General features: G+C 71.5%; 17 protein-coding genes and 1 tRNA gene. 6 read left to right on the forward strand and 12 right to left on the reverse strand.

The features are described 5' to 3' along the window. Positions 1–44: 44 nt before the first annotated feature. From mshC to ACFT9I_RS24490, 4 genes are all read right to left on the reverse strand, one after another. Positions 45–1274: a cysteine--1-D-myo-inosityl 2-amino-2-deoxy-alpha-D-glucopyranoside ligase gene (mshC, locus tag ACFT9I_RS24475; RefSeq protein ID WP_382567463.1), complete on the reverse strand. Its 1230-nt coding sequence runs from the start codon at positions 1272–1274 to the stop codon at positions 45–47. A 158-nt stretch (positions 1275–1432) separates the two neighbouring features. Beyond that, complete coding sequence (locus ACFT9I_RS24480; protein WP_382567465.1) at positions 1433–2266, reverse strand: SCO1664 family protein; 834 nt, start codon at positions 2264–2266, stop codon at positions 1433–1435. Then, entirely contained in the window at positions 2230–2820 is a 591-nt protein-coding gene (locus ACFT9I_RS24485) for a DUF3090 domain-containing protein (RefSeq protein ID WP_078078138.1), read from the reverse strand. Before ACFT9I_RS24485 ends, ACFT9I_RS24480 begins: the two co-directional genes overlap by 37 nt. A 105-nt stretch (positions 2821–2925) precedes the next feature. Further along, positions 2926–3630 carry a histidine phosphatase family protein gene (locus ACFT9I_RS24490; protein ID WP_382567466.1) on the reverse strand — a complete coding sequence of 235 codons (705 nt, stop codon included), beginning with the start codon at positions 3628–3630 and terminating at the stop codon, positions 2926–2928. A 121-nt stretch (positions 3631–3751) separates the two neighbouring features. On the opposite strand from ACFT9I_RS24490, the gene ACFT9I_RS24495 reads away from it, so the two are divergent. After that, a complete protein-coding gene (locus tag ACFT9I_RS24495; protein WP_382567599.1) occupies positions 3752–4768 on the forward strand; it encodes a magnesium and cobalt transport protein CorA in 1017 nt (338 codons plus the stop codon). A gap of 35 nt (positions 4769–4803) precedes the next feature. Here the strand turns inward: ACFT9I_RS24495 and ACFT9I_RS24500 are convergent, their stop codons facing one another. Both ACFT9I_RS24500 and ACFT9I_RS24505 read right to left on the reverse strand, forming a co-directional pair. Further along, positions 4804–5589, reverse strand: coding sequence for a ferritin-like domain-containing protein (locus ACFT9I_RS24500; RefSeq protein WP_382567467.1), 786 nt, complete (start codon positions 5587–5589; stop codon positions 4804–4806). 295 nt (positions 5590–5884) lie between these two features. Next, positions 5885–6937, reverse strand: a complete 1053-nt coding sequence (locus tag ACFT9I_RS24505) for an LLM class F420-dependent oxidoreductase (RefSeq protein WP_382567468.1) — start codon at positions 6935–6937, stop codon at positions 5885–5887. A 150-nt stretch (positions 6938–7087) separates the two neighbouring features. Between ACFT9I_RS24505 and ACFT9I_RS24510 the strand changes: the two genes are divergently transcribed. Both ACFT9I_RS24510 and ACFT9I_RS24515 read left to right on the forward strand, forming a co-directional pair. Next, positions 7088–8071 carry an aldo/keto reductase gene (locus ACFT9I_RS24510; RefSeq protein ID WP_382567469.1) on the forward strand — a complete coding sequence of 328 codons (984 nt, stop codon included), beginning with the start codon at positions 7088–7090 and terminating at the stop codon, positions 8069–8071. Then, positions 8068–10392, forward strand: coding sequence for a helix-hairpin-helix domain-containing protein (locus ACFT9I_RS24515; protein ID WP_382567471.1), 2325 nt, complete (start codon positions 8068–8070; stop codon positions 10390–10392). Before ACFT9I_RS24510 ends, ACFT9I_RS24515 begins: the two co-directional genes overlap by 4 nt. A gap of 78 nt (positions 10393–10470) precedes the next feature. On the opposite strand, the gene ACFT9I_RS24520 is transcribed toward ACFT9I_RS24515, so the two are convergent. Next, positions 10471–11127 carry a hypothetical protein gene (locus ACFT9I_RS24520; RefSeq protein WP_382567472.1) on the reverse strand — a complete coding sequence of 219 codons (657 nt, stop codon included), beginning with the start codon at positions 11125–11127 and terminating at the stop codon, positions 10471–10473. Positions 11128–11174: 47 nt separating this feature from the next. On the opposite strand from ACFT9I_RS24520, the gene ACFT9I_RS24525 reads away from it, so the two are divergent. Beyond that, positions 11175–11363: a DUF5703 family protein gene (locus tag ACFT9I_RS24525; protein ID WP_023542774.1), complete on the forward strand. Its 189-nt coding sequence runs from the start codon at positions 11175–11177 to the stop codon at positions 11361–11363. Positions 11364–11444: 81 nt separating this feature from the next. Here the strand turns inward: ACFT9I_RS24525 and ACFT9I_RS24530 are convergent, their stop codons facing one another. The 3 genes from ACFT9I_RS24530 to ACFT9I_RS24540 form a co-directional block, all read right to left on the reverse strand. After that, on the reverse strand, positions 11445–12215 hold the full coding sequence (locus ACFT9I_RS24530) for a chaplin (RefSeq protein ID WP_382567474.1): 771 nt from the start codon (positions 12213–12215) through the stop codon (positions 11445–11447). 132 nt (positions 12216–12347) lie between these two features. Next, positions 12348–12581, reverse strand: a complete 234-nt coding sequence (gene chpH, locus ACFT9I_RS24535; RefSeq protein ID WP_382567476.1) for a chaplin ChpH — start codon at positions 12579–12581, stop codon at positions 12348–12350. Positions 12582–12775: 194 nt separating this feature from the next. Further along, positions 12776–14101: a M20/M25/M40 family metallo-hydrolase gene (locus ACFT9I_RS24540; RefSeq protein WP_382567478.1), complete on the reverse strand. Its 1326-nt coding sequence runs from the start codon at positions 14099–14101 to the stop codon at positions 12776–12778. 139 nt (positions 14102–14240) lie between these two features. Here ACFT9I_RS24540 and ACFT9I_RS24545 point away from each other — a divergent pair. Together ACFT9I_RS24545 and ACFT9I_RS24550 are read left to right on the forward strand one after the other, a co-directional pair. Beyond that, a tRNA-Leu gene (locus ACFT9I_RS24545) sits at positions 14241–14328 on the forward strand. 310 nt (positions 14329–14638) lie between these two features. Next, positions 14639–15424, forward strand: a complete 786-nt coding sequence (locus tag ACFT9I_RS24550) for a thioesterase II family protein (RefSeq protein ID WP_382567480.1) — start codon at positions 14639–14641, stop codon at positions 15422–15424. A gap of 42 nt (positions 15425–15466) precedes the next feature. Here the strand turns inward: ACFT9I_RS24550 and ACFT9I_RS24555 are convergent, their stop codons facing one another. Beyond that, on the reverse strand, positions 15467–16123 hold the full coding sequence (locus ACFT9I_RS24555) for an MBL fold metallo-hydrolase (RefSeq protein ID WP_382567482.1): 657 nt from the start codon (positions 16121–16123) through the stop codon (positions 15467–15469). Continuing rightward, entirely contained in the window at positions 16123–17208 is a 1086-nt protein-coding gene (locus tag ACFT9I_RS24560) for an S-(hydroxymethyl)mycothiol dehydrogenase (RefSeq protein WP_382567484.1), read from the reverse strand. The genes ACFT9I_RS24555 and ACFT9I_RS24560 overlap by 1 nt, the downstream gene beginning before the upstream one ends. Positions 17209–17259: the final 51 nt, after the last annotated feature.

Here is a 17259-nt window from a genome sequence, read left to right on the forward strand (position 1 = left end):
GGGCCGCACTGTGCGGCCCGTCCGTCGTTTCCGTACAAGTGGACCTACAGCGCGACGCCCAGCAGCGCGTCGACCGTCCGGGACACCACTCCGGGCGCCCCTTCGTCCGTACCGCCCGTGGTCTCCTGAAGGGCGGCCCAGCGGTCGACGGCGGCCAGGGCCGCCGGGGCGTCCAGATCGTTCGCCAGCGCCTCGCGGACCTCTTCCACCAGCGCCTCGGCGGCGGGACCGTCGGGCCGGGAGACGGCGGCCCGCCAGCGTGCCAGCCGCGCCACCGCCTCTTCGAGCACCTGGTCCGTCCACTCCCAGTCGGCGCGGTAGTGGTGCGCGAGCAGCGAGAGCCGGATCGCGGCCGGGTCCACGCCCGCGTGACGCAGGGTCGAGACGAAGACCAGATTGCCCTTGGACTTGGACATCTTCGCGCCGTCGAGGCCGACCATCCCGGCGTGCACGTACGCCTTGGCGAACGGGTACTCGCCGGTCAGCGCCTGCGCGTGCGAGGCGCCCATCTCGTGGTGCGGGAAGGCCAGATCGCTGCCGCCGCCCTGGACGTCGAAGCCCATGCCGAGATGGTCGAGTGCGATGGCCACACACTCGATGTGCCAGCCGGGCCGGCCGCGGCCGAGGCTGCCGCCGTCCCAGTTCGGTTCGCCCTCACGGGCGGCCATCCAGAGCATCGGGTCGAGCGGGTTCTTCTTGCCGGGGCGCTCGGGGTCGCCGCCGCGCTCGGCGGAGAGCAGCCGCATCGCCTCGGCGTCGAGACCGGAGACCTCGCCGAAGTGCGGGTCGGCCTCGACGGAGAAGTAGACGTCACCTTCCAGTACGTACGCGGCGCCGCTGTCGCACAGCCGCTCCACGAGCGGCACGATGCCGGGTATCGCCTCGACCGCGCCGATGTAGTGCTGCGGCGGCAGCATCCGCAGCGCCGTCATGTCCTCGCGGAAGAGGGCGGTCTCGCGCTCGGCGAGCCCGGTCCAGTCCTCGCCGTCGCGCGTCGCCCGCTCCAGGAGCGGGTCGTCGATGTCGGTGACGTTCTGGACGTACTGGATCTGCCGCTTGGTGTCGAGCCAGACGCGCTGCACGAGGTCGAACGCGTTGTAGGTCGCCGCGTGCCCGATGTGTGTCGCGTCGTACGGCGTGATGCCGCAGACGTAGATACGGGCGACGGGACCGGGGTCGACGGTGACGGGTCCACCGGTCGCTGTGTCGTGAATCCGGAGGTCGCGGCCCTTGCCGGGCAGGGCGGGGACGTCGGAAGCGGGCCAGGCATGCATGTCATGAGCGTAACCGGACGTTGCTTCCGGATACGAACCGGACCGGGACTGTTGTCCGGTTCGGCGCTCTTGCCCAATCGGCGGGTTGATGCATGGTGGCCCGGTCGCGCGGCTCGTGGGCCGCGCGACGGAGAACCGGCACGGGCGGCCCGGTCCGCTCAGACCGGCGGCCAGGGGATCGCGGGCCACTGCCCGGACGGCTTCGGATGGAGTCCTGTACGGCGCAGCTCCTGGACCCGGGACCGTACGGCCTCGGTCTCGGCGGGCGTGATCAGTTCGGCCAGCCGGGTGGTGAGCGGGGTGCCTTCGGCCAGTTCGGCGGCCAGCCGGTCCAGGACGGTCACTGCCTCGGCGGGCAGCGGCTCCCCTGCCCAGCCCCACAGCAGCGTGCGCAGCTTGTCGTCCACGTTGAAGGTGACGCCGTGGTCGATCGCGTACAGCCGGCCCCCGGCCTCGGGCAGCAGATGGCCGCCCTTGCGGTCGCCGTTGTTGATGACGGCGTCGAGGACGGCGAGCCGCCGCAGCCGTGGGTCGTCGGCGTGCACCAGCAGCGCGGTGCGGCCCTCGCCGACCTCGGCGAAGCCGATCGCCTTCCAGCCCTCGGCCGGCTCCTCCTCCTCGACCAGGGCGAGGAGTTGGGGCGCCGTGTCGCTCTCGTCGGCCTCGATCCACAGCTGGCACATGCCTTCGCCGTACGGACCGTCACGCAGCACGGTGGGCGGCACCAGACCCCAGCCGGTCACCTCGGAGATCTCGTACGCCGCGACCTCGCGCTGGGCGAGCGTGCCGTCGGGGAAGTCCCAGAGCGGCTGCTCCCCCGCGACGGGCTTGTAGACGCAGAGGGCCTCCTCGCCCTCGTACGACACGGCGCAGTGGAGAACGGCGTTGGAGGCCCCGCGGATCTGGCCCCGCACGGTCAGTTCGCCCTTGGTGATCAGATCCACCGCTGTCACGCTCATGCGTCGCGGCGGTATCCGTTCTGGCGCGGGCATACGTGTCCCTCCGGGTCGAGCGGGAGACTGCACAGCGGGCACGGCGGCCGGCCTGCGTTGACCACGTCCAGGGCACGTTTGGCGAAGGCCCTCGCCTGGGCGCCGGACAGCCGGACGCGGAGCATCGGCGGACCGTTCTCCTCGTCCTGGAGCAGCCGTTCCTCGGCGTCGGCGAGGTCTTCGTCGGTGTCCGCGTCGAGTTCGACGAGGGCCTGGGCCTCGACGATCATGCGCTGCTCGTCGCCGTCCCAGGCCAGGGCCATGGTGCCGACCCTGAACTCCTCCTCGACGGGTGCGTCGAGCGGTGCGGCGTCGGCGACGTCGGTGGGTGCCACGGCCGGGACGGGGGCGTTGCCGCCGGTACGGCGCACGACCTCGTCCAGCAGCTCATCGATGCGCTCGGCGAGCGCGGCGACCTGGGTCTTCTCCAGGGCCACGCTGGTGACGCGGCCCGAGGCGGATGCCTGGAGGAAGAACGTACGGCGGCCAGGCAGCCCGACCGTACCGGCCACGAAGCGGTCCGGCGGGTCGTAGAGGAACACCTGACGGGACACGTCCTGTCTCCCTTGGGAATTGACGGAATGGGGCGGGCCGGGGCGCCCGGAGAGTGAACCTCCGGGGTGGCACGGACGGCCCGTCCACCCTACTGCGCGCGGCGATCACGCCGCGCCGGTGCCACCGCCCACGACGGCTTCGCCGCCGCTGTCCTTCTTACCGCCCGCGCCGTTCTCACGCGGTGTCAGGGAACCGAGGTCGCCGGTGTCCCCCAGCCGCACCAGGAACGGGCGCAGCCGGGTGTACCTGATGGCGGTGACCGAACAGGGGTCGGCGTGGATCCGCTGGAAGAGGTCGAGATGCATACCGAGCGCGTCGGCCACCAGGGACTTGATGATGTCGCCGTGCGAGCACATCAGGAAGGCGGCGTCCTCGCCGTGCTCGGCCTCGACGCGGGCGTTCCAGTCCCGTACGGCGTCCACGGCGCGTGCCTGCATGGCGCGCATCGACTCGCCGCCGGGGAACGCGGCGGACGAGGGGTGCTGCTGCACGACCGACATCAGGGGCTCGTCGGAGAGTTCGGCGAGCTTGCGCCCGGACCAGTCGCCGTAGTCGCACTCGTTGATCCGGTCCTCGTGGTGCGCCTCGATGCCGGGGCGGGCGTCGAGAAGCGGCTGGATCGTCTCCAGACAGCGCTGGAGCGGGCTGCTGACGACGGCGGCGAGCGGCAGGTCCGCGAGCCGTCCCGGCAGGGCCGCGGCCTGTGCGAGGCCCTGCTCGTCGAGCGCGACGCCGGGGGTGCGGCCGGCGAGGACGCCGGAGGTGTTGGCGGTCGAGCGCCCGTGCCGTACGAGGATCAGGGTGGCCATGTCGGCCAGCCTAAACGGTGCGTCAAAGGGGGCGGCGGCCACCCGGACGGCGGTGGGCGGACGGCCGGAGCGCGCGGAGCGGGTGCGGCAGACGTGCGTCAAGAGGCTCTGCCCGGGAAGAATGCACGGGGTGATCGTCGACCGTGCCATCTACCGCGACGGGCGCCGTACCGACGGGCCCGCCGATCTGTCCGACGCCCTCGCCGAGGCGCGAGCCGGCGGGGACGCCTTCCTCTGGGTCGGGCTCCATGAGCCCACGGAGAAGGAGTTCGACCTCGTCAGCACCGAGTTCAGCATGCATCCGCTGGCCGTCGAGGACGCGCTCAAGGCGCATCAGCGGCCCAAGCTGGAGGTCTACGACGACTCCCTGTTCATGGTGCTCAAGCCGGTGGTGTACGACTCCGACAAGGACACCGTCTCCAGCGGGGAACTGATGATCTTCATCGGTGACTCGTTCGTGGTGACGGTCCGGCACGGCGAGGGCGCGCCGCTGCACGCCGTGCGCATGCGTCTGGAGTCGGAGCCGCAGGTGCTCAAGCACGGTCCCACCGCGGTGCTCTACGCCGTGAGTGACGCGGTGGTCGACCATTACATCGATGTGTGCGCCGAGCTGCAGGTCGACCTGGAGGAGCTGGAGGCGCAGGTCTTCTCGCCCACCGAGGGCGGCTCCGGCAGGAGCCGCGAGGCGGGCGACCAGCCGGCGGCGGAGCGGATCTACACCTTCAAGCGGCAGGTGCTGGAGTTCCGCCGGGCGACGGGGCCGCTGGCGGGGCCCGTCGCGCGGCTGACGCGTTCCGGGGTGCCGTTCGTCCAGGAGCGGTCGCAGCCGTTCTTCCGGGACGTGGACGACCACCTGACGCGCGTCAACGAGCAGGTGGAAGGGCTCGACCGGCTGCTGTCGGACATCCTGGCCGCCCATCTCGCGCAGATGGGCGTGCGGCAGAACGACGACATGCGCAAGATCTCGGCCTGGGCGGCGATGGCCGCCGTGCCGACGCTGCTCGCGGGGGTCTGGGGAATGAACTTCCAGCACATGCCCGAGCTGAGCCAGGTGTGGGGGTATCCGGCGGCGCTGGCCCTGATGGTGGGCGCCGTGACCTTCCTGCACCGGCTGTTCAAGCGCAACGGCTGGCTCTGACGGGGTCAGGAGACTTCCCGACACGCCCCTGGGAGTCAGAAGGCGGGGGCGGCGGTCGCCGGGCCGCCCAGGGCGTTCCGGCGCTCGGGCATGCTGAGGCTGACCATCCGCCGCCAGCCGCCCGCCCGCTCAAGCGCGTACAGACCGTGGATCCCCGCGCTCAGCAACGCCGCCTTGGGCCGGGGCCAGCCGAGGACGCGGCCCATCTGGTCCATCACGGCGAGGCTCACATCGCGGTAGACCCGGATCTCGGCCTGCGCGCTCTCCCGGAGCACCCGGTGGATGGTGCGGCCGTGGCCGAGCCGTGCGAGGCGCAGCAACTCCTCGTGGCAGTAAGCGAGATGGTTGTCCTCGTCGGCGCTGATGATCCTGATGGCGTTGCCGACGAGCGGGTGTTCCCCGAAGTAGCGCATCAGCATGTCCATCTGGTCGGCCGCGCGCTGTTCGGTCACCCGGCTGTGCGAGAGGTAGACGACGACGTCCTCCTCGGTCAGCGGGTCGTTCCGGCGCAGCTTGTCGTGCGTGAGACCGATGCCGCGCTTTTCGAGCAGCATCGTGTAGTCCGTGGCGGGCGGGACGTCGACGGGTTCCAGGCCGCGCCTCTTCAGGAGGGCGTTGAAGATCCGGCCGTGTTTGTCCTCGTCGGCGCCGTGCCGGGTGATCTTGGGCGCGAGGTCCCGCATCCCTTCGGGCACCAACGCGGCGATACGGCCGTTCTCCCAGCCGCCCTGGGCCTCGCCGCTGGCCGCGATGGAGCAGAAGAGCCGGAAGGATTCGTCGTTGTCGAGGATTTCCTCGAACAGGCCTCGGGCCGAGAGCATCGGATGCCACCTCCATGCCGGTGTCCGCCGCAGACACCCGCACAAGGGAGTCAAATGCGACATGGAGGAACAGGCAACAGCTCAGGGTCCGGACTCGGCCGATGGGAGGACGGGCGGGCGCACGTCCGTACGTATGCGGGCGCGCGTAACCGGGTGGGAGACGGGGCGTTGTGCTTCATGACGGCCGTGGCGGGGAAGACCCCCCGAGCCCCCACCACGGCCGCGGACTTCTGGGCCAGTCAGGTGCCTCTCAGGTCACTTCGGTCCGTCAGGCACCACAGGCACTTCAGGCACCTCAGGTGACGAGACCGGCCAGCTCCAGGGCCTCGGTGCCCGCGCGCAGGGCCGCGAGGCGGTCGTCGAGGGTGAAGCCCGCCGGGGCCAGCGTCAGTGTCGTGACGCCGGCCGCGTCGTACTCCTTCATCCGGTCGGCGATCCGCTCCACCGTGCCGAGCAGCGTGGTCGAGTCGATCAGCTGGTGCGGTACGGCCGCCGCGGCTCCGTCCTTGTCGCCGGCCAGGTACTTGTCCTGGATCTCCGCCGCCTCGCGCTCGTATCCCATGCGCCCGGCCAGCTGGTTGTAGAAGTTCTGCTTACGGCTGCCCATACCGCCCACGTACAGGGCGGTGTACGGGCGGAACATGTCCGCCAGCGCGTCGACGTCGTCGCCCAGCGCGATCGGCAGTGTCGGGCAGACGTCGAATCCGTCCATGGTCAGACCGGCCTTCTCCCGGCCCGCGCGCAGGTGCCGCAGCGCGGTCTCCTCAAGATGTCCGGCCGAGGGGAAGATCAGCAGGGCGCCGTCGGCGATCTCGCCGGTCTGTTCCAGGTTCTTGGGGCCGATCGCGGCGATGTAGAGGGGGATGTGCTCGCGCTGGGGGTGGACGGTGAGCTTGAGCGGCTTTCCGGGGCCGCCGGGCAGCGGCAGGGTCCAGTGCTCGCCTTCGTAGGAGAGGCGCTCGCGGGACATCGCACGGCGGACGATCTCGACGTACTCGCGGGTGCGGGACAGCGGCTTGTCGAACTTGACGCCGTACCAGCCCTCCGAGACCTGCGGTCCTGAGACGCCCAGGCCGAGGCGGAACCGGCCGCCGGAGAGCGAGTCCAGCGTGGCGGCCGTCATCGCGGTCATGGCGGGCTGGCGGGCCGGGATCTGCAGGATCGCCGAGCCGATGTCGATGTTCTCGGTCTGGGCGGCGACCCAGCTCAGTACGGTGGGGACGTCGGAGCCGTACGCCTCGGCGGCCCAGCAGACGTCGTAGCCGAGCCGGTCGGCCTCCTGGGCGACGGCGAGGTTGTCGCTGTCCATGCCCGCGCCCCAGTAGCCGAGATTGATGCCGAGCCGCATAACCACTCCCTTACCGATCAGTAACGTCCCTGTGCCGGGACTCTAGCGCGTGCCGCGGGCATCCGTCAGGGGCGGCATCGGGCCTCCGCCGGGGGCGGGTTGTCCACAGGCTCACTGCGAGTGGGGCCCCGGCCAGTAATCTCAGCGGTCATGGAGCAGAGGCATCTCGGCCGTACCGGCCTGCGAGTGTCCCGGATCGGGCTCGGCACGCTGACCTGGGGGCGGGACACCGACGAGCATGACGCCGCCGACCAGTTGAAGGCTTTCTGGGAGGCGGGCGGCACTCTTGTCGACACCGCCGATGTGTACGGCGGCGGGGAGGCGGAGTATCTGCTCGGGCAGTTGGTGGAGAGACTCGTGCCGCGCCGGGATCTGGTGATCGCCACCAAGGCGGGCAGTGTGCCGGATCCGGACAGACGCTTCGACGGCTCGCGCGGGCATCTGCTCTCCGCCCTGGACGCCTCGCTGGAACGGCTGGGCACGGACCACGTCGATCTCTGGCAGGTCCACGCGTTCGACACCGGGACGCCGTTGGAGGAGACGCTTCAGGCCCTCGACATAGCCGTGAGCAGCGGCCGGGCCAGATACGCGGGGGTGTCGAACTTCTCGGGCTGGCAGCTCGCCAAGGCGGCGACCTGGCAGCTGGCCTCGCCCGGGGTACGGACCCGGCTGGCCAGCACCCAGATGGAGTACTCCCTGCTGCAACGGGGCGTGGAGCGCGAGGTGTTGCCCGCCGCCGTCGATCTGGGGGTCGGGCTGCTGCCCTCGTCGCCGCTCGGCCGGGGGGTGCTGACGGGCAAGTACCGGTACTCGACGCCCGCCGACTCCCGTGGCGCGTCCGAGCAGTTGGCGCCGTTCGTCGAGCCGTATCTCGACGAGCCGGCGAGTCGCATCGTCGACGCGGTGATGACGGCGGCGGAGGGGCTGGCGACGACGGCGCTGGAGGTGGCGCTGGCGTGGGTCAGGGACCGGCCGGGCGTGGTCGCCCCGATCGTCGGGGCGCGCAACGCGCAGCAGCTCACGGCCGCGTTGTCAGTGGAGAGCCTTAGGCTTCCCGACGAGATCTGCCAGGCGCTCGACGATGTGTCGGCGCCCGTGCACCGCTATCCCGATCAGGACTGGAGCACGCTGTGACTGTGCCTTCCCGGGGCACGCCCCCCGGATCCCCCGCGCCGGCGCTCGTCACGGACCCGGCCACGGCACCGGAGCCGGCTACCGGGCCCGGCCCGTCGGAGGGCGGGGCACCGCCCGAGGCCGTGGGGACGGTCGAGACGGCGGCCGGTACCGACGCCGGAACCGGGGCGGTGGGGACCGCAGCCGTGGACGACGCGGAGGGCGGGCCGAAGTCCGCCGGGAGCGGCACCGAGGACGGGGCGACACCGGCCGGAGGTGAGGACGAGAGCGCACCCGCCGGAGACGGAGAGACGGCCGGAGGCGGCGACGACACGGCGGCCGTCGAGGACGCGGCGGCGCAGGTGTCCGAGACCGAGGCCGAGATCGCCGCGCAGCGTGAGCTGCGCGCCCGGATCGCGCAGCGGAAGGCCGAGAAGGAGGGGCCCATCCCGGCGGGCACCAAGCTGAGCGGGCAGGCGGCGGATCTGCTCGCCGCCGTACGGGCCATGGAGAGCGGTCAGGCGCCCCCGCCGGTGCCGGTCGCTGCGGCCCCCGAGGCCCCCGCCGTACCGGCTCAGAACCGGCCACAAGCTCCCGAGCCCGCGCGTGCCGCCCCCGCGACCGCTCCGGAGGCCGTGGCGGCCGTAGGGGCCGTACTCGCCGAGGGAGGCGCGCCCCCGACGCTGGCCGCGCAGGTCACGGCCACGCTCGGGGCACAGGCCGGTGACGCACTGCGCGAGGATCCGTGGCTGCTGCTGTCCGTCCCCGGTGTCCGGCCCGAGCAGGCCGACGGTTTCGCCCGCGCGCTGCTCGGCGACGGCTGCGGTCCCGGTGACGAGCGGCGGGCCGCCGCTCTCGTCGGCTGGCTGCTGGAGCAGGCCGCCGTGCGGGGCCACACCGCGCTCGCGTTCCCGGCGGTGCGGGCCGCGCTGTCGGAGCGGTCGGTGCCCGATCCCGACGAGGCGCTCCGGCACGCCATCGCCGAGGGTGCCGTGCTGGTGTTCCAGGACGGCGTCGAGGACGCCGACGGGGACACCGGAGACGAGGCGGCGGACGACGCGGACGCGGCTGGCGCCGCCGACGGTCCGGCCGTGCCCGTCCTGCTCGGTCTCGACCGGTACGCCCTCGCCGAGGAGAGCCTGGCCGACGGCCTGGCCCGGCTGGTGAAGACCGCCCAGGAGGCGTCCTGGGACGAGGCCGCGGCGCAGGCTCCGTCGCCGTCGGCGGGCGAGCTGATCCGCGCGGTCGCCGGACACGGCCTGGTGGTCCACACCGGCGGTGAGGCCGCGCGCGCCGAGCCGGTGGCTCTCGCCGAGGCTGTGCGCACGCTCGGTCTGCGGCCGGTCGTGGCCGCGCACGGCGAGAACGGCCGGCGCCGGCTGGGCGCGGGCGCCGTGACCGTCGCGGGGCTGCTGTCCGGCGCGGAGGGGCCGGGGCGGGACGCGGACGGCGCACTGGACCTCGACCTCCTCGTCGTCCTGGACGCGCCGCAACTGGACGTGGAGACGGCGACGGTGCTGGTGGAGTCGCTGCCCGACGGCGCGCGGCTGGTCCTCAGCGGTGACCCCGGGGTCCTGTGGTCGGCGGGCGCGGGGCGGGTCTTCGCGGATCTGCTGGCCGCCCGTGTGTGCCCGCAGATCGCCTCGCGGACGCCCGACCCCGGCCCGCTCGGCGAGCTGGTCTCCGGCATCGGTATCGGTGAGCTGAACCAGGTCGAGGCGCCCGGCAAGGAGGTCGTGATCGTGCCCGTGCGCGACGCGGGCGAGGCCGTGCACCGTACGGTGCAGCTCGTCGCCGACTCGGTGCCGCGCGCCATCGGGGTGCCGTCCGGGCAGACGCAGGTGATCACGGTGGGGCACGGCGGCGCGGTGGGCACGCGCGCCCTGAACGTGGCGCTGAAGGAGCGGCTGAATCCCGGTCCCGGCCGGTTCGGCGGTTTCGACCCGGACGACCGGGTCGCCTATGTGCCCGCGCCGGGCCGGACGCTGACGGGCTCGGTGGTGTCGGCGGACGCGGAGGGGCTCCGGCTGGACTGCGACGGGGTGCCCGTGGTGGTGCCCAGGGAGCTGGTCGAGTCGGTCGTACGGCACGGCTGGGCGCTCACCGCGCACCAGGCGGCGGGGATGCGGTGGCCGGCCGCCGTCGTGGTGCTGCCCGGTGACTCGGCGCAGGGCCTGAACCGGCCCTGGGTGTACACGGCCTTCGGCCGGGGCGAGCGCCATCTGTCCGTGGTCCACGGCGTCGACCAGGCGCTCGCACAGGCCGTGGCGGGGGTGGGGGCCGCCGAGCGGACGACGCGGCTCCGTGGGCTCCTGGAGGGCCTGCTGACGCCCTCTGTGTGACCCGAACGGCCGACGGCCCGCCCACGGAGTTCGCGGGCGGGCCGTCGGCGGTGTCGTACGAGGTCGTACGAGACGGTCTCAGGCGTCCTGTTCCTCCAGATCGCCGAGATCCCTGTCGCCGTCGAAATCGTCCTCGTCGAAGACCGAGCTGACGTCGAAGCGGCAGACGACCTGCTGCGGATCGGCCTGTTCGAAGGGGGCGCCGAGCCATTCGCCGGGCTCCGGAAGGTCGTCGGCGGCCGACACCCAGAGTGTCGAGTCGCCCTCCTCCAGCCCGAACTCCTTGTGCCGGGACGCGATCTCGTCCGGTTCGTACTCGCCGAAGAGCACGCCGACAGCGGCGTGCACACTGGCGCCGACGACCGCCACGGTCTCGGCGTCCCCGTCGACATCGGCGATGCGCTGTGCCTGAGCGAGCAGTCTCCGCGGCTCCGCCACCGCGTAGTCACGGCGGATGAGCACGCTGAGCGCGTTCGGCTCCTCCGGGCCGGTGTACGGCGGCAAGGAGTCGTCCGTGCCGGGGATCTCGAAGGGGGTGACCTCGTCGTAGAGGTCGTAGAGCCGCTCGTCGTACGCCTCCGCCGCGGTGGCGAGGGCGTTGAACGCTTCGGAAACCGCCGGGTCGTCCTCCCCCGTGCGGCGTTCGACCGCCGCGAGGTGACAGTCCAGCGCGACCTTGACCGCCTCGGCGGCGGCACGTACCTCGGCAGCCGTGGGCTGCGCAGCATCAGACATAGAGCAGACGCTATCCGTACCGGGCCTCTGCCCGCACAATAGATGCGATGCCGGAATACGAATTTGTCGACGTGTATGTGCCGCGCGGGGTGTCCCGCAGCGACGCGACCCGCCTGCTGACCGACCACGCCGAGTACGGACACTGGGAAATGGACCGACTGAGCCTGCATCGGGACGGCAGTCGCAGAGTGCGGCTGCGCAGACGCATCATCCGTCAGGTTCGCGCCACCTGGTGACGGCGACGGGGCGGGTCCCCGCTGTGCGGAGGCCCGCCCCGTGGCCGTACCGGGATGAACACGTGTCGTGCCCGTGCGCCCCTATGCGGCGGCGCGGGCGCGGCGGTAGATGACGCTGCCCGCGAGCAGCAGGGCCGCACCGGCCGGAATCACCAGTCCGAGCCCGTCGGAGCCCGTACGGGCCAGCGCCTCGGTGCCCTCGGGGGCGGCGGGCGGGTCGACGGCCTGTGTGTCCGGGGTGTTCGGGGACGGCGGGAGGGCGCGGTCCGTCGGGGGCTCCGGGGTGACCGGGACCTCGGGCTCGCCCTCGGTCGGCGGCGCGGGGGTGTCCGCGTTCTCGCAGCCGTTGCCGAAGGTGGGGTTGAGTGCCCCGACGATGTCGACGCTGTTCCCGCAGACGTTCACGGGGACGTCGATCGGCACCTGGATCAGGTTGCCGGAGCCCACACCGGGTGAGTTCCCGGCGCCGCCCTCGGCGTGCGAGCCGCCGCCTCCGGGACCGCCGGGCGAGCCGCCCTTGCCGTCGCTGTGGTCCTTGCCGCCGTGCGAGCCGCCGCCCTGCGAGCCGCCGCCCTGGGAGCCCCCGTTGTGCGAGCCGCGACCGCCGTCCGACGTGTTCGCGCAGCTGTTGCCCATGGCGGGGTTCAGCACTCCGACGACGTTGACCGTGTTGCCGCAGACGTTGACCGGGACGTGCACCGGGACCTGGACGTTGTTCCCGGACAGCGCGCCCGGGGAGTTCGCCGCTGTTCCGTCGGCACCCGAGTCCGCGTGGGCGTAGCCGCCGCCGAGGGCGAGTACGCCGCCGGCCGCCGCCACGGTGATCAGGCCTTTGCGCGTGACCTGTCTCATAGCTTGTTCCTGCCTTCTGCCTACCGGATACCCCGGGCACGACGCCTGGGGTGTGAAGCCCGGCGGCCCCGGAGCGCATGGTGCGCACTCCGGGGCCGCTGGGCTCAGACCCTTACGGGTTGAGGTACAACGTCACGCGTTGACGCAGGTGTTGCCGAAGGCGGGGTTCAGCAGCCCGATCACGGAGACCGTGTTGCCGCACGCATTCACCGGAATGTGGATGGGCACCTGGACGACATTGCCCGAGAGCACACCGGGGGACCCGACAGCGGCACCCTGGGCACCGGAGTCAGCGACGGCCATGCCCGCGCCCGCGAGCACGAGACTGCCGGTGGCAGCCGCAGCGGCGACGACCTTCTTGATCATTATTCCTCCTTGTTGGCAAACGCGGTCCCAACCTCGGACCGCACCCTTGTAACGAGGAGGGAGTAATGAGGCTACGAGCGTATGGTCGCATTCACTCTTTTCAGTCAAGTACGTACGCGCTGGCGAATACCGCCCCGGCAAGCTCCGGCTGCCTCCGGCCGGCTCCGGCCGGCTCCGGCCGGCGTCAACTGACGTCAGCTGGCGTCGATGAAGCGGTCCAGCACCCGTACGCCGAACTTCAGACCGTCCAGCGGCACCCGCTCGTCCACGCCGTGGAACATCCCGGCGAAGTCCAGCTCCGGCGGGAGCTTGAGCGGGGCGAAGCCGAAGCCGCGGATGCCGAGGTCGTCGAACGACTTGGCGTCCGTGCCGCCCGAGAGCATGTAGGGAACGGCCCGCGCGATCGGGTCCTCCGCGACGAGCGCGGTCTGCATGGCGTCCACGAGCCGGCCGTCGAAGCTCGTCTCCAGGGCCTTGTCTCCGTGCACGTCCTCGCGCTTCACCCGCGGGCCGAGGATCCGGTCGATGTCGGCGAGGAACTCCGCCTCGTAGCCGGGCAGGAAGCGGCCGTCGACGTGGGCGGTCGCCTGGCCGGGGATCACGTTCACCTTGTAGCCCGCGCCGAGCATGGTGGGCGCGGCGGAGTTGCGCAGAGTGGCGCCGATCATCTTCGCGATACCGCCGAGCGTGGCGAGCGTGCCCTCCATGTCCTCCGGGTCGAGCGGGACACCGAGCGCGTCGGACAGCTCGTCGAGGAAGGACCGTACGGTCTTGGTCATCCGCACCGGCCACTCGTGCCGGCCCAACCGGGCCACCGCCTCGCAGAGTTCGGTGATCGCGTTGTCCTTGTTGGTCATCGAACCGTGCCCGGCCGTGCCGTCCACGGTCAGCCGCATCCAGTGCATGCCCTTCTGCGCCGTCTCGACGAGATACAGCCGCAGGTTCTCGTTGACGGTGAAGGAGAAGCCGCCGACCTCGCTGATCGCCTCGGTTACGCCGTCGAAGAGTCCGGGGTGGTTGTCCACGAGATACCGCGCCCCGTACGTACCGCCGGCCTCCTCGTCGGCCAGGAAGGCGAGGACGATGTCCCGCGGGGGCTTGCGTCCGCTGCGGAGCCTGTCCCGCACCACGGCGAGGGTCATGGCGTCCATGTCCTTCATGTCGACCGCGCCGCGCCCCCAGAGGCAGCCGTCGGCGATCTCGCCGGCGAACGGGTCGTGCGTCCAGTCGTCCGCGTTGGCGGGCACGACGTCGGTGTGGCCGTGGATGAGCAGCGCGGGCCTGGAGGGGTCCTCGCCGGCGATCCTGGCGACGGTGGAGGCGCGGCCCTTGTGGGACTCGAAGATCTGCGGTTCGAGACCCACCTCGGCCAGTTTCTCCGCCACGTACTCGGCGGCCAGCCGTTCGCCGGGGCCCGAGTGGTCCCCGTAGTTGCTGGTGTCGATCCGGATCAGGTCACGGCAGAGGTCCACGACCTCGTCCTCGCCCGAGACCGTCCCGCCCGTGTTCGACTCGCTCACGCTGCTCACTCCCGCTGTCGTTGCCGCTGTCGTTGCCGGTGGTCGCTCCATCCTCCCACCGGGGCGGGATCGGGCAGTGCCCGATGTTTGCTATGGTTTTCCACGTCGGAACGGCCTCTGGTCGTCCGGCGGACACCTTGTCCGGGTGGCGGAATGGCAGACGCGCTAGCTTGAGGTGCTAGTGCCCTTTATCGGGCGTGGGGGTTCAAGTCCCCCCTCGGACACCAGCGTTGGCACAGTGCCGATCGGAATTCCTTCCCCGGTCGGCATTCCGCTTTTCCCGGCCCCGTCCGGCCACCGCGCACGGAGTATCGACGCGGATTGTTGCGGGCGCGTAAATCATTGCCGAATTCTGGATTTCCATATCCACGCACCGATCATGGGGTCCGGTCGGGCCACCCCTAAGATCTGCCCGAACTCCCAGGTCAGGGCAGCGATCCAGCAGATTAGGGGTTGCCCGCCGAGGGGTCACGCTGGCACGTTTGCGATGCAATTCTCAGTCGGCGTGTGCCCCCGGAATGAGGCGACGGAAACAACATGACGCTCGCGCCCAGCGAAACGCAGCCGTGGATTCGACGCTTTCGACCGGCCCCCGCGGCACGCACTCAATTGGTGTGCCTGCCGCACGCGGGAGGGTCCGCGCCGTTCTTCCTGCCGATGACCAAGGCACTCGCGCCCGAGACCGATGTGCTGGCCGTGCAGTATCCGGGCCGGCAGGACCGGCGCGACGAGAAGGGCATCAGCAACATTCCGGAGCTGGCCGACGCCGTGGCGCGTGAGCTCCTGGAGTGGGCGGACCGGCCCATGACCCTCTTCGGTCACAGCATGGGCGCGTCCGTGGCGTTCGAGGTCGCGCGGCGGCTGCGCGACACGGACGTGAACGTGCTCGGGCTGATCGTCTCGGGGCGGTGCGCGCCGCCCTGCCGGTGCATCGCGAAGCGGCAGCTGTTCACCGACGAGCACATAATCGACAACGTCCGCAGGCTGAGCGGCACGGACGCACAGGTCCTCGGTGACGACGACGTCGTACGCATGATCCTGCCGGCCCTGCGCAACGACTACGCGGCCGTGCTGTCGTACCGCAGCGAGCCGGGGGCGTCGATCCCGTATCCCCTCGTGGCCCTGATGGGCGACTCCGATCCGCAGGTGCCGGTCATCGACGCCCGGCCGTGGGCCGATCACACGGAGGCGGACTTCGACATGCACGTGTTCCCCGGCGGCCACTTCTATCTCAACGACCAGCCCGCCGCCGTGGCCAACACGGTCAGGCACCACATCACGCGGTGGGCCACCGCCGACGCCGCGCGGGACCGCGTCGCCTGAGGCGACGACACGGCCCCACGCGACACGACTCCCGCGACGCGCTCAACCGCCCTTGCGGATCCAGTCGTCCAACTGCGGCGCCTCGTCGCCGACCGTGGTCGAGTCGCCGTGTCCGGTACGGACGACCGTCCCGGGCGGCAGCGTCAGCAGCCGCTCGCGGATCGACTCGATGATCGTCGGGAAGTGCGAGAACGACCGCCCGGTGGCACCGGGCCCACCCTGGAAGAGCGTGTCGCCCGTGAAGACGGTGGACAGCTCGGGGGCGTACAGACAGACCGCGCCGGGCGCGTGGCCGGGCGTGTGCAGCACGGTGAGGGTGGTGCCGGCGACGGACAGGCTCTGGCCGTCTGCCAGTTCGCCGTCCGGGAGCCGGTCGGGGTGGGTCTGCTTCCACAGCGGCAGATCGTCCGGGTGCAGCAGGATCGGCGCGCCGGTGGCGGCGGCGAGCGCCGGCGCCGCGTCGATGTGGTCGTTGTGCGCGTGGGTGCAGACGATGGCGCGCAGTGTCCGGCCGCCGAGCGCCGTCTCGATGGCCGCGGCGTCGTGGGCCGCGTCGATGACGATCGCCTCGGTGTCGTCGCCGACGATCCAGACGTTGTTGTCGACGTCCCAGGTGCCGCCGTCGAGCGAGAACGTGCCGGAGGTGACCAGGTGGTCGACGCGTGCGGCGGGGGCGGTGGCGGGGTCGGTGGCGGCCATCAGAGCGTCACGACCGAGCGCAGGACGTCGCCCTCGTGCATCCGGGCGAACGCCTTCTCTACGTCCCCGAGTCCGATGGTCTCGGTGACGAACGCGGCCAGGTCGATACGGCCCTGCTGGTGCAGGTCGATCAGCATGGGGAAGTCGCGGGACGGCAGACAGTCGCCGTACCAGGACGACTTGAGCGAGCCGCCGCGCCCGAAGACGTCGAGCAGCGGCAGTTCGATCCTCATCTCCGGGGTGGGGACCCCGACCAGGACCACCGTGCCGGCCAAGTCGCGTGCGTAGAACGCCTGGTTGTACGTCTCCGGGCGGCCGACCGCCTCGATGACGACATCGGCCCCGAAGCCCCCGGTCAGTTCGCGGATCGCCTCGATGGCGTCGGTGGTACGGGAGTTGACGGTGTGGGTGGCGCCCATCGTCTTCGCCGTGGCCAGCTTGCGGTCGTCGATGTCGACCGCGATGATCCGGGCCGCGCCCGCGAGGCGGGAGCCGACGATCGCCGCGTCGCCGACACCGCCGCAGCCGATGACGGCGACGGAGTCGCCCCGGCCGACGTTGCCGGTGTTGATCGCCGCGCCGATGCCCGCCATGACGCCGCAGCCGAGCAGCCCGGCGACGGCCGGTGCGACCGACGGGTCGACCTTGGTGCACTGCCCGGCGGCGACCAGGGTCTTCTCCGCGAAGGCGCCGATGCCCAGCGCCGGGGACAGTTCGGTCCCGTCCGTGAGGGTCATCTTCTGAGTGGCGTTGTGGGTGTTGAAGCAGTACCAGGGCCTGCCCCGCAGACACGCCCGACAACTGCCGCAGACGGCGCGCCAGTTGAGGATGACGAAGTCACCGGGGGCGACATCGGTGACACCGGCGCCGACCGACTCCACCACGCCCGACGCCTCGTGGCCGAGGAGGAAGGGGTAGTCGTCACTGATCCCGCCCTGCTTGTAGTGCAGATCGGTGTGGCAGACCCCGCACGCCTGGATCTTCACCACGGCCTCGCCGGGGCCGGGATCGGGGATCACGATCGTCTCGATCCGCACCGACTCGTTCTTGCCGGGCGCCACGACGCCTTGCACCTGCTGCGACATGCCAGGACCTGCCTCTCCATCGAGCCTGAAGGGCCAAGTCTGACACCGCGC

This window comes from Streptomyces sp. NPDC057137 (genome assembly GCF_042670825.1).
In the GTDB taxonomy this organism is placed as follows: domain Bacteria; phylum Actinomycetota; class Actinomycetes; order Streptomycetales; family Streptomycetaceae; genus Streptomyces.

What these genes read in the sequence shown, in the direction of transcription:
- mshC (WP_382567463.1), bottom strand. Translation starts at nt 1,274, where the DNA reads ATGCATGCCTGGCCCGCTTCCGACGTCCCCGCCCTGCCCGGCAAGGGC.
- ACFT9I_RS24480 (WP_382567465.1), bottom strand. Translation starts at nt 2,266, where the DNA reads ATGCCCGCGCCAGAACGGATACCGCCGCGACGCATGAGCGTGACAGCG.
- ACFT9I_RS24490 (WP_382567466.1), bottom strand. Translation starts at nt 3,630, where the DNA reads ATGGCCACCCTGATCCTCGTACGGCACGGGCGCTCGACCGCCAACACC.
- ACFT9I_RS24495 (WP_382567599.1), top strand. Translation starts at nt 3,752, where the DNA reads ATGCACGGGGTGATCGTCGACCGTGCCATCTACCGCGACGGGCGCCGT.
- ACFT9I_RS24500 (WP_382567467.1), bottom strand. Translation starts at nt 5,589, where the DNA reads ATGCTCTCGGCCCGAGGCCTGTTCGAGGAAATCCTCGACAACGACGAA.
- ACFT9I_RS24505 (WP_382567468.1), bottom strand. Translation starts at nt 6,937, where the DNA reads ATGCGGCTCGGCATCAATCTCGGCTACTGGGGCGCGGGCATGGACAGC.
- ACFT9I_RS24510 (WP_382567469.1), top strand. Translation starts at nt 7,088, where the DNA reads ATGGAGCAGAGGCATCTCGGCCGTACCGGCCTGCGAGTGTCCCGGATC.
- ACFT9I_RS24520 (WP_382567472.1), bottom strand. Translation starts at nt 11,127, where the DNA reads ATGTCTGATGCTGCGCAGCCCACGGCTGCCGAGGTACGTGCCGCCGCC.
- ACFT9I_RS24525 (WP_023542774.1), top strand. Translation starts at nt 11,175, where the DNA reads ATGCCGGAATACGAATTTGTCGACGTGTATGTGCCGCGCGGGGTGTCC.
- ACFT9I_RS24530 (WP_382567474.1), bottom strand. Translation starts at nt 12,215, where the DNA reads ATGAGACAGGTCACGCGCAAAGGCCTGATCACCGTGGCGGCGGCCGGC.
- chpH (WP_382567476.1), bottom strand. Translation starts at nt 12,581, where the DNA reads ATGATCAAGAAGGTCGTCGCCGCTGCGGCTGCCACCGGCAGTCTCGTG.
- ACFT9I_RS24550 (WP_382567480.1), top strand. Translation starts at nt 14,639, where the DNA reads ATGACGCTCGCGCCCAGCGAAACGCAGCCGTGGATTCGACGCTTTCGA.
- ACFT9I_RS24555 (WP_382567482.1), bottom strand. Translation starts at nt 16,123, where the DNA reads ATGGCCGCCACCGACCCCGCCACCGCCCCCGCCGCACGCGTCGACCAC.
- ACFT9I_RS24560 (WP_382567484.1), bottom strand. Translation starts at nt 17,208, where the DNA reads ATGTCGCAGCAGGTGCAAGGCGTCGTGGCGCCCGGCAAGAACGAGTCG.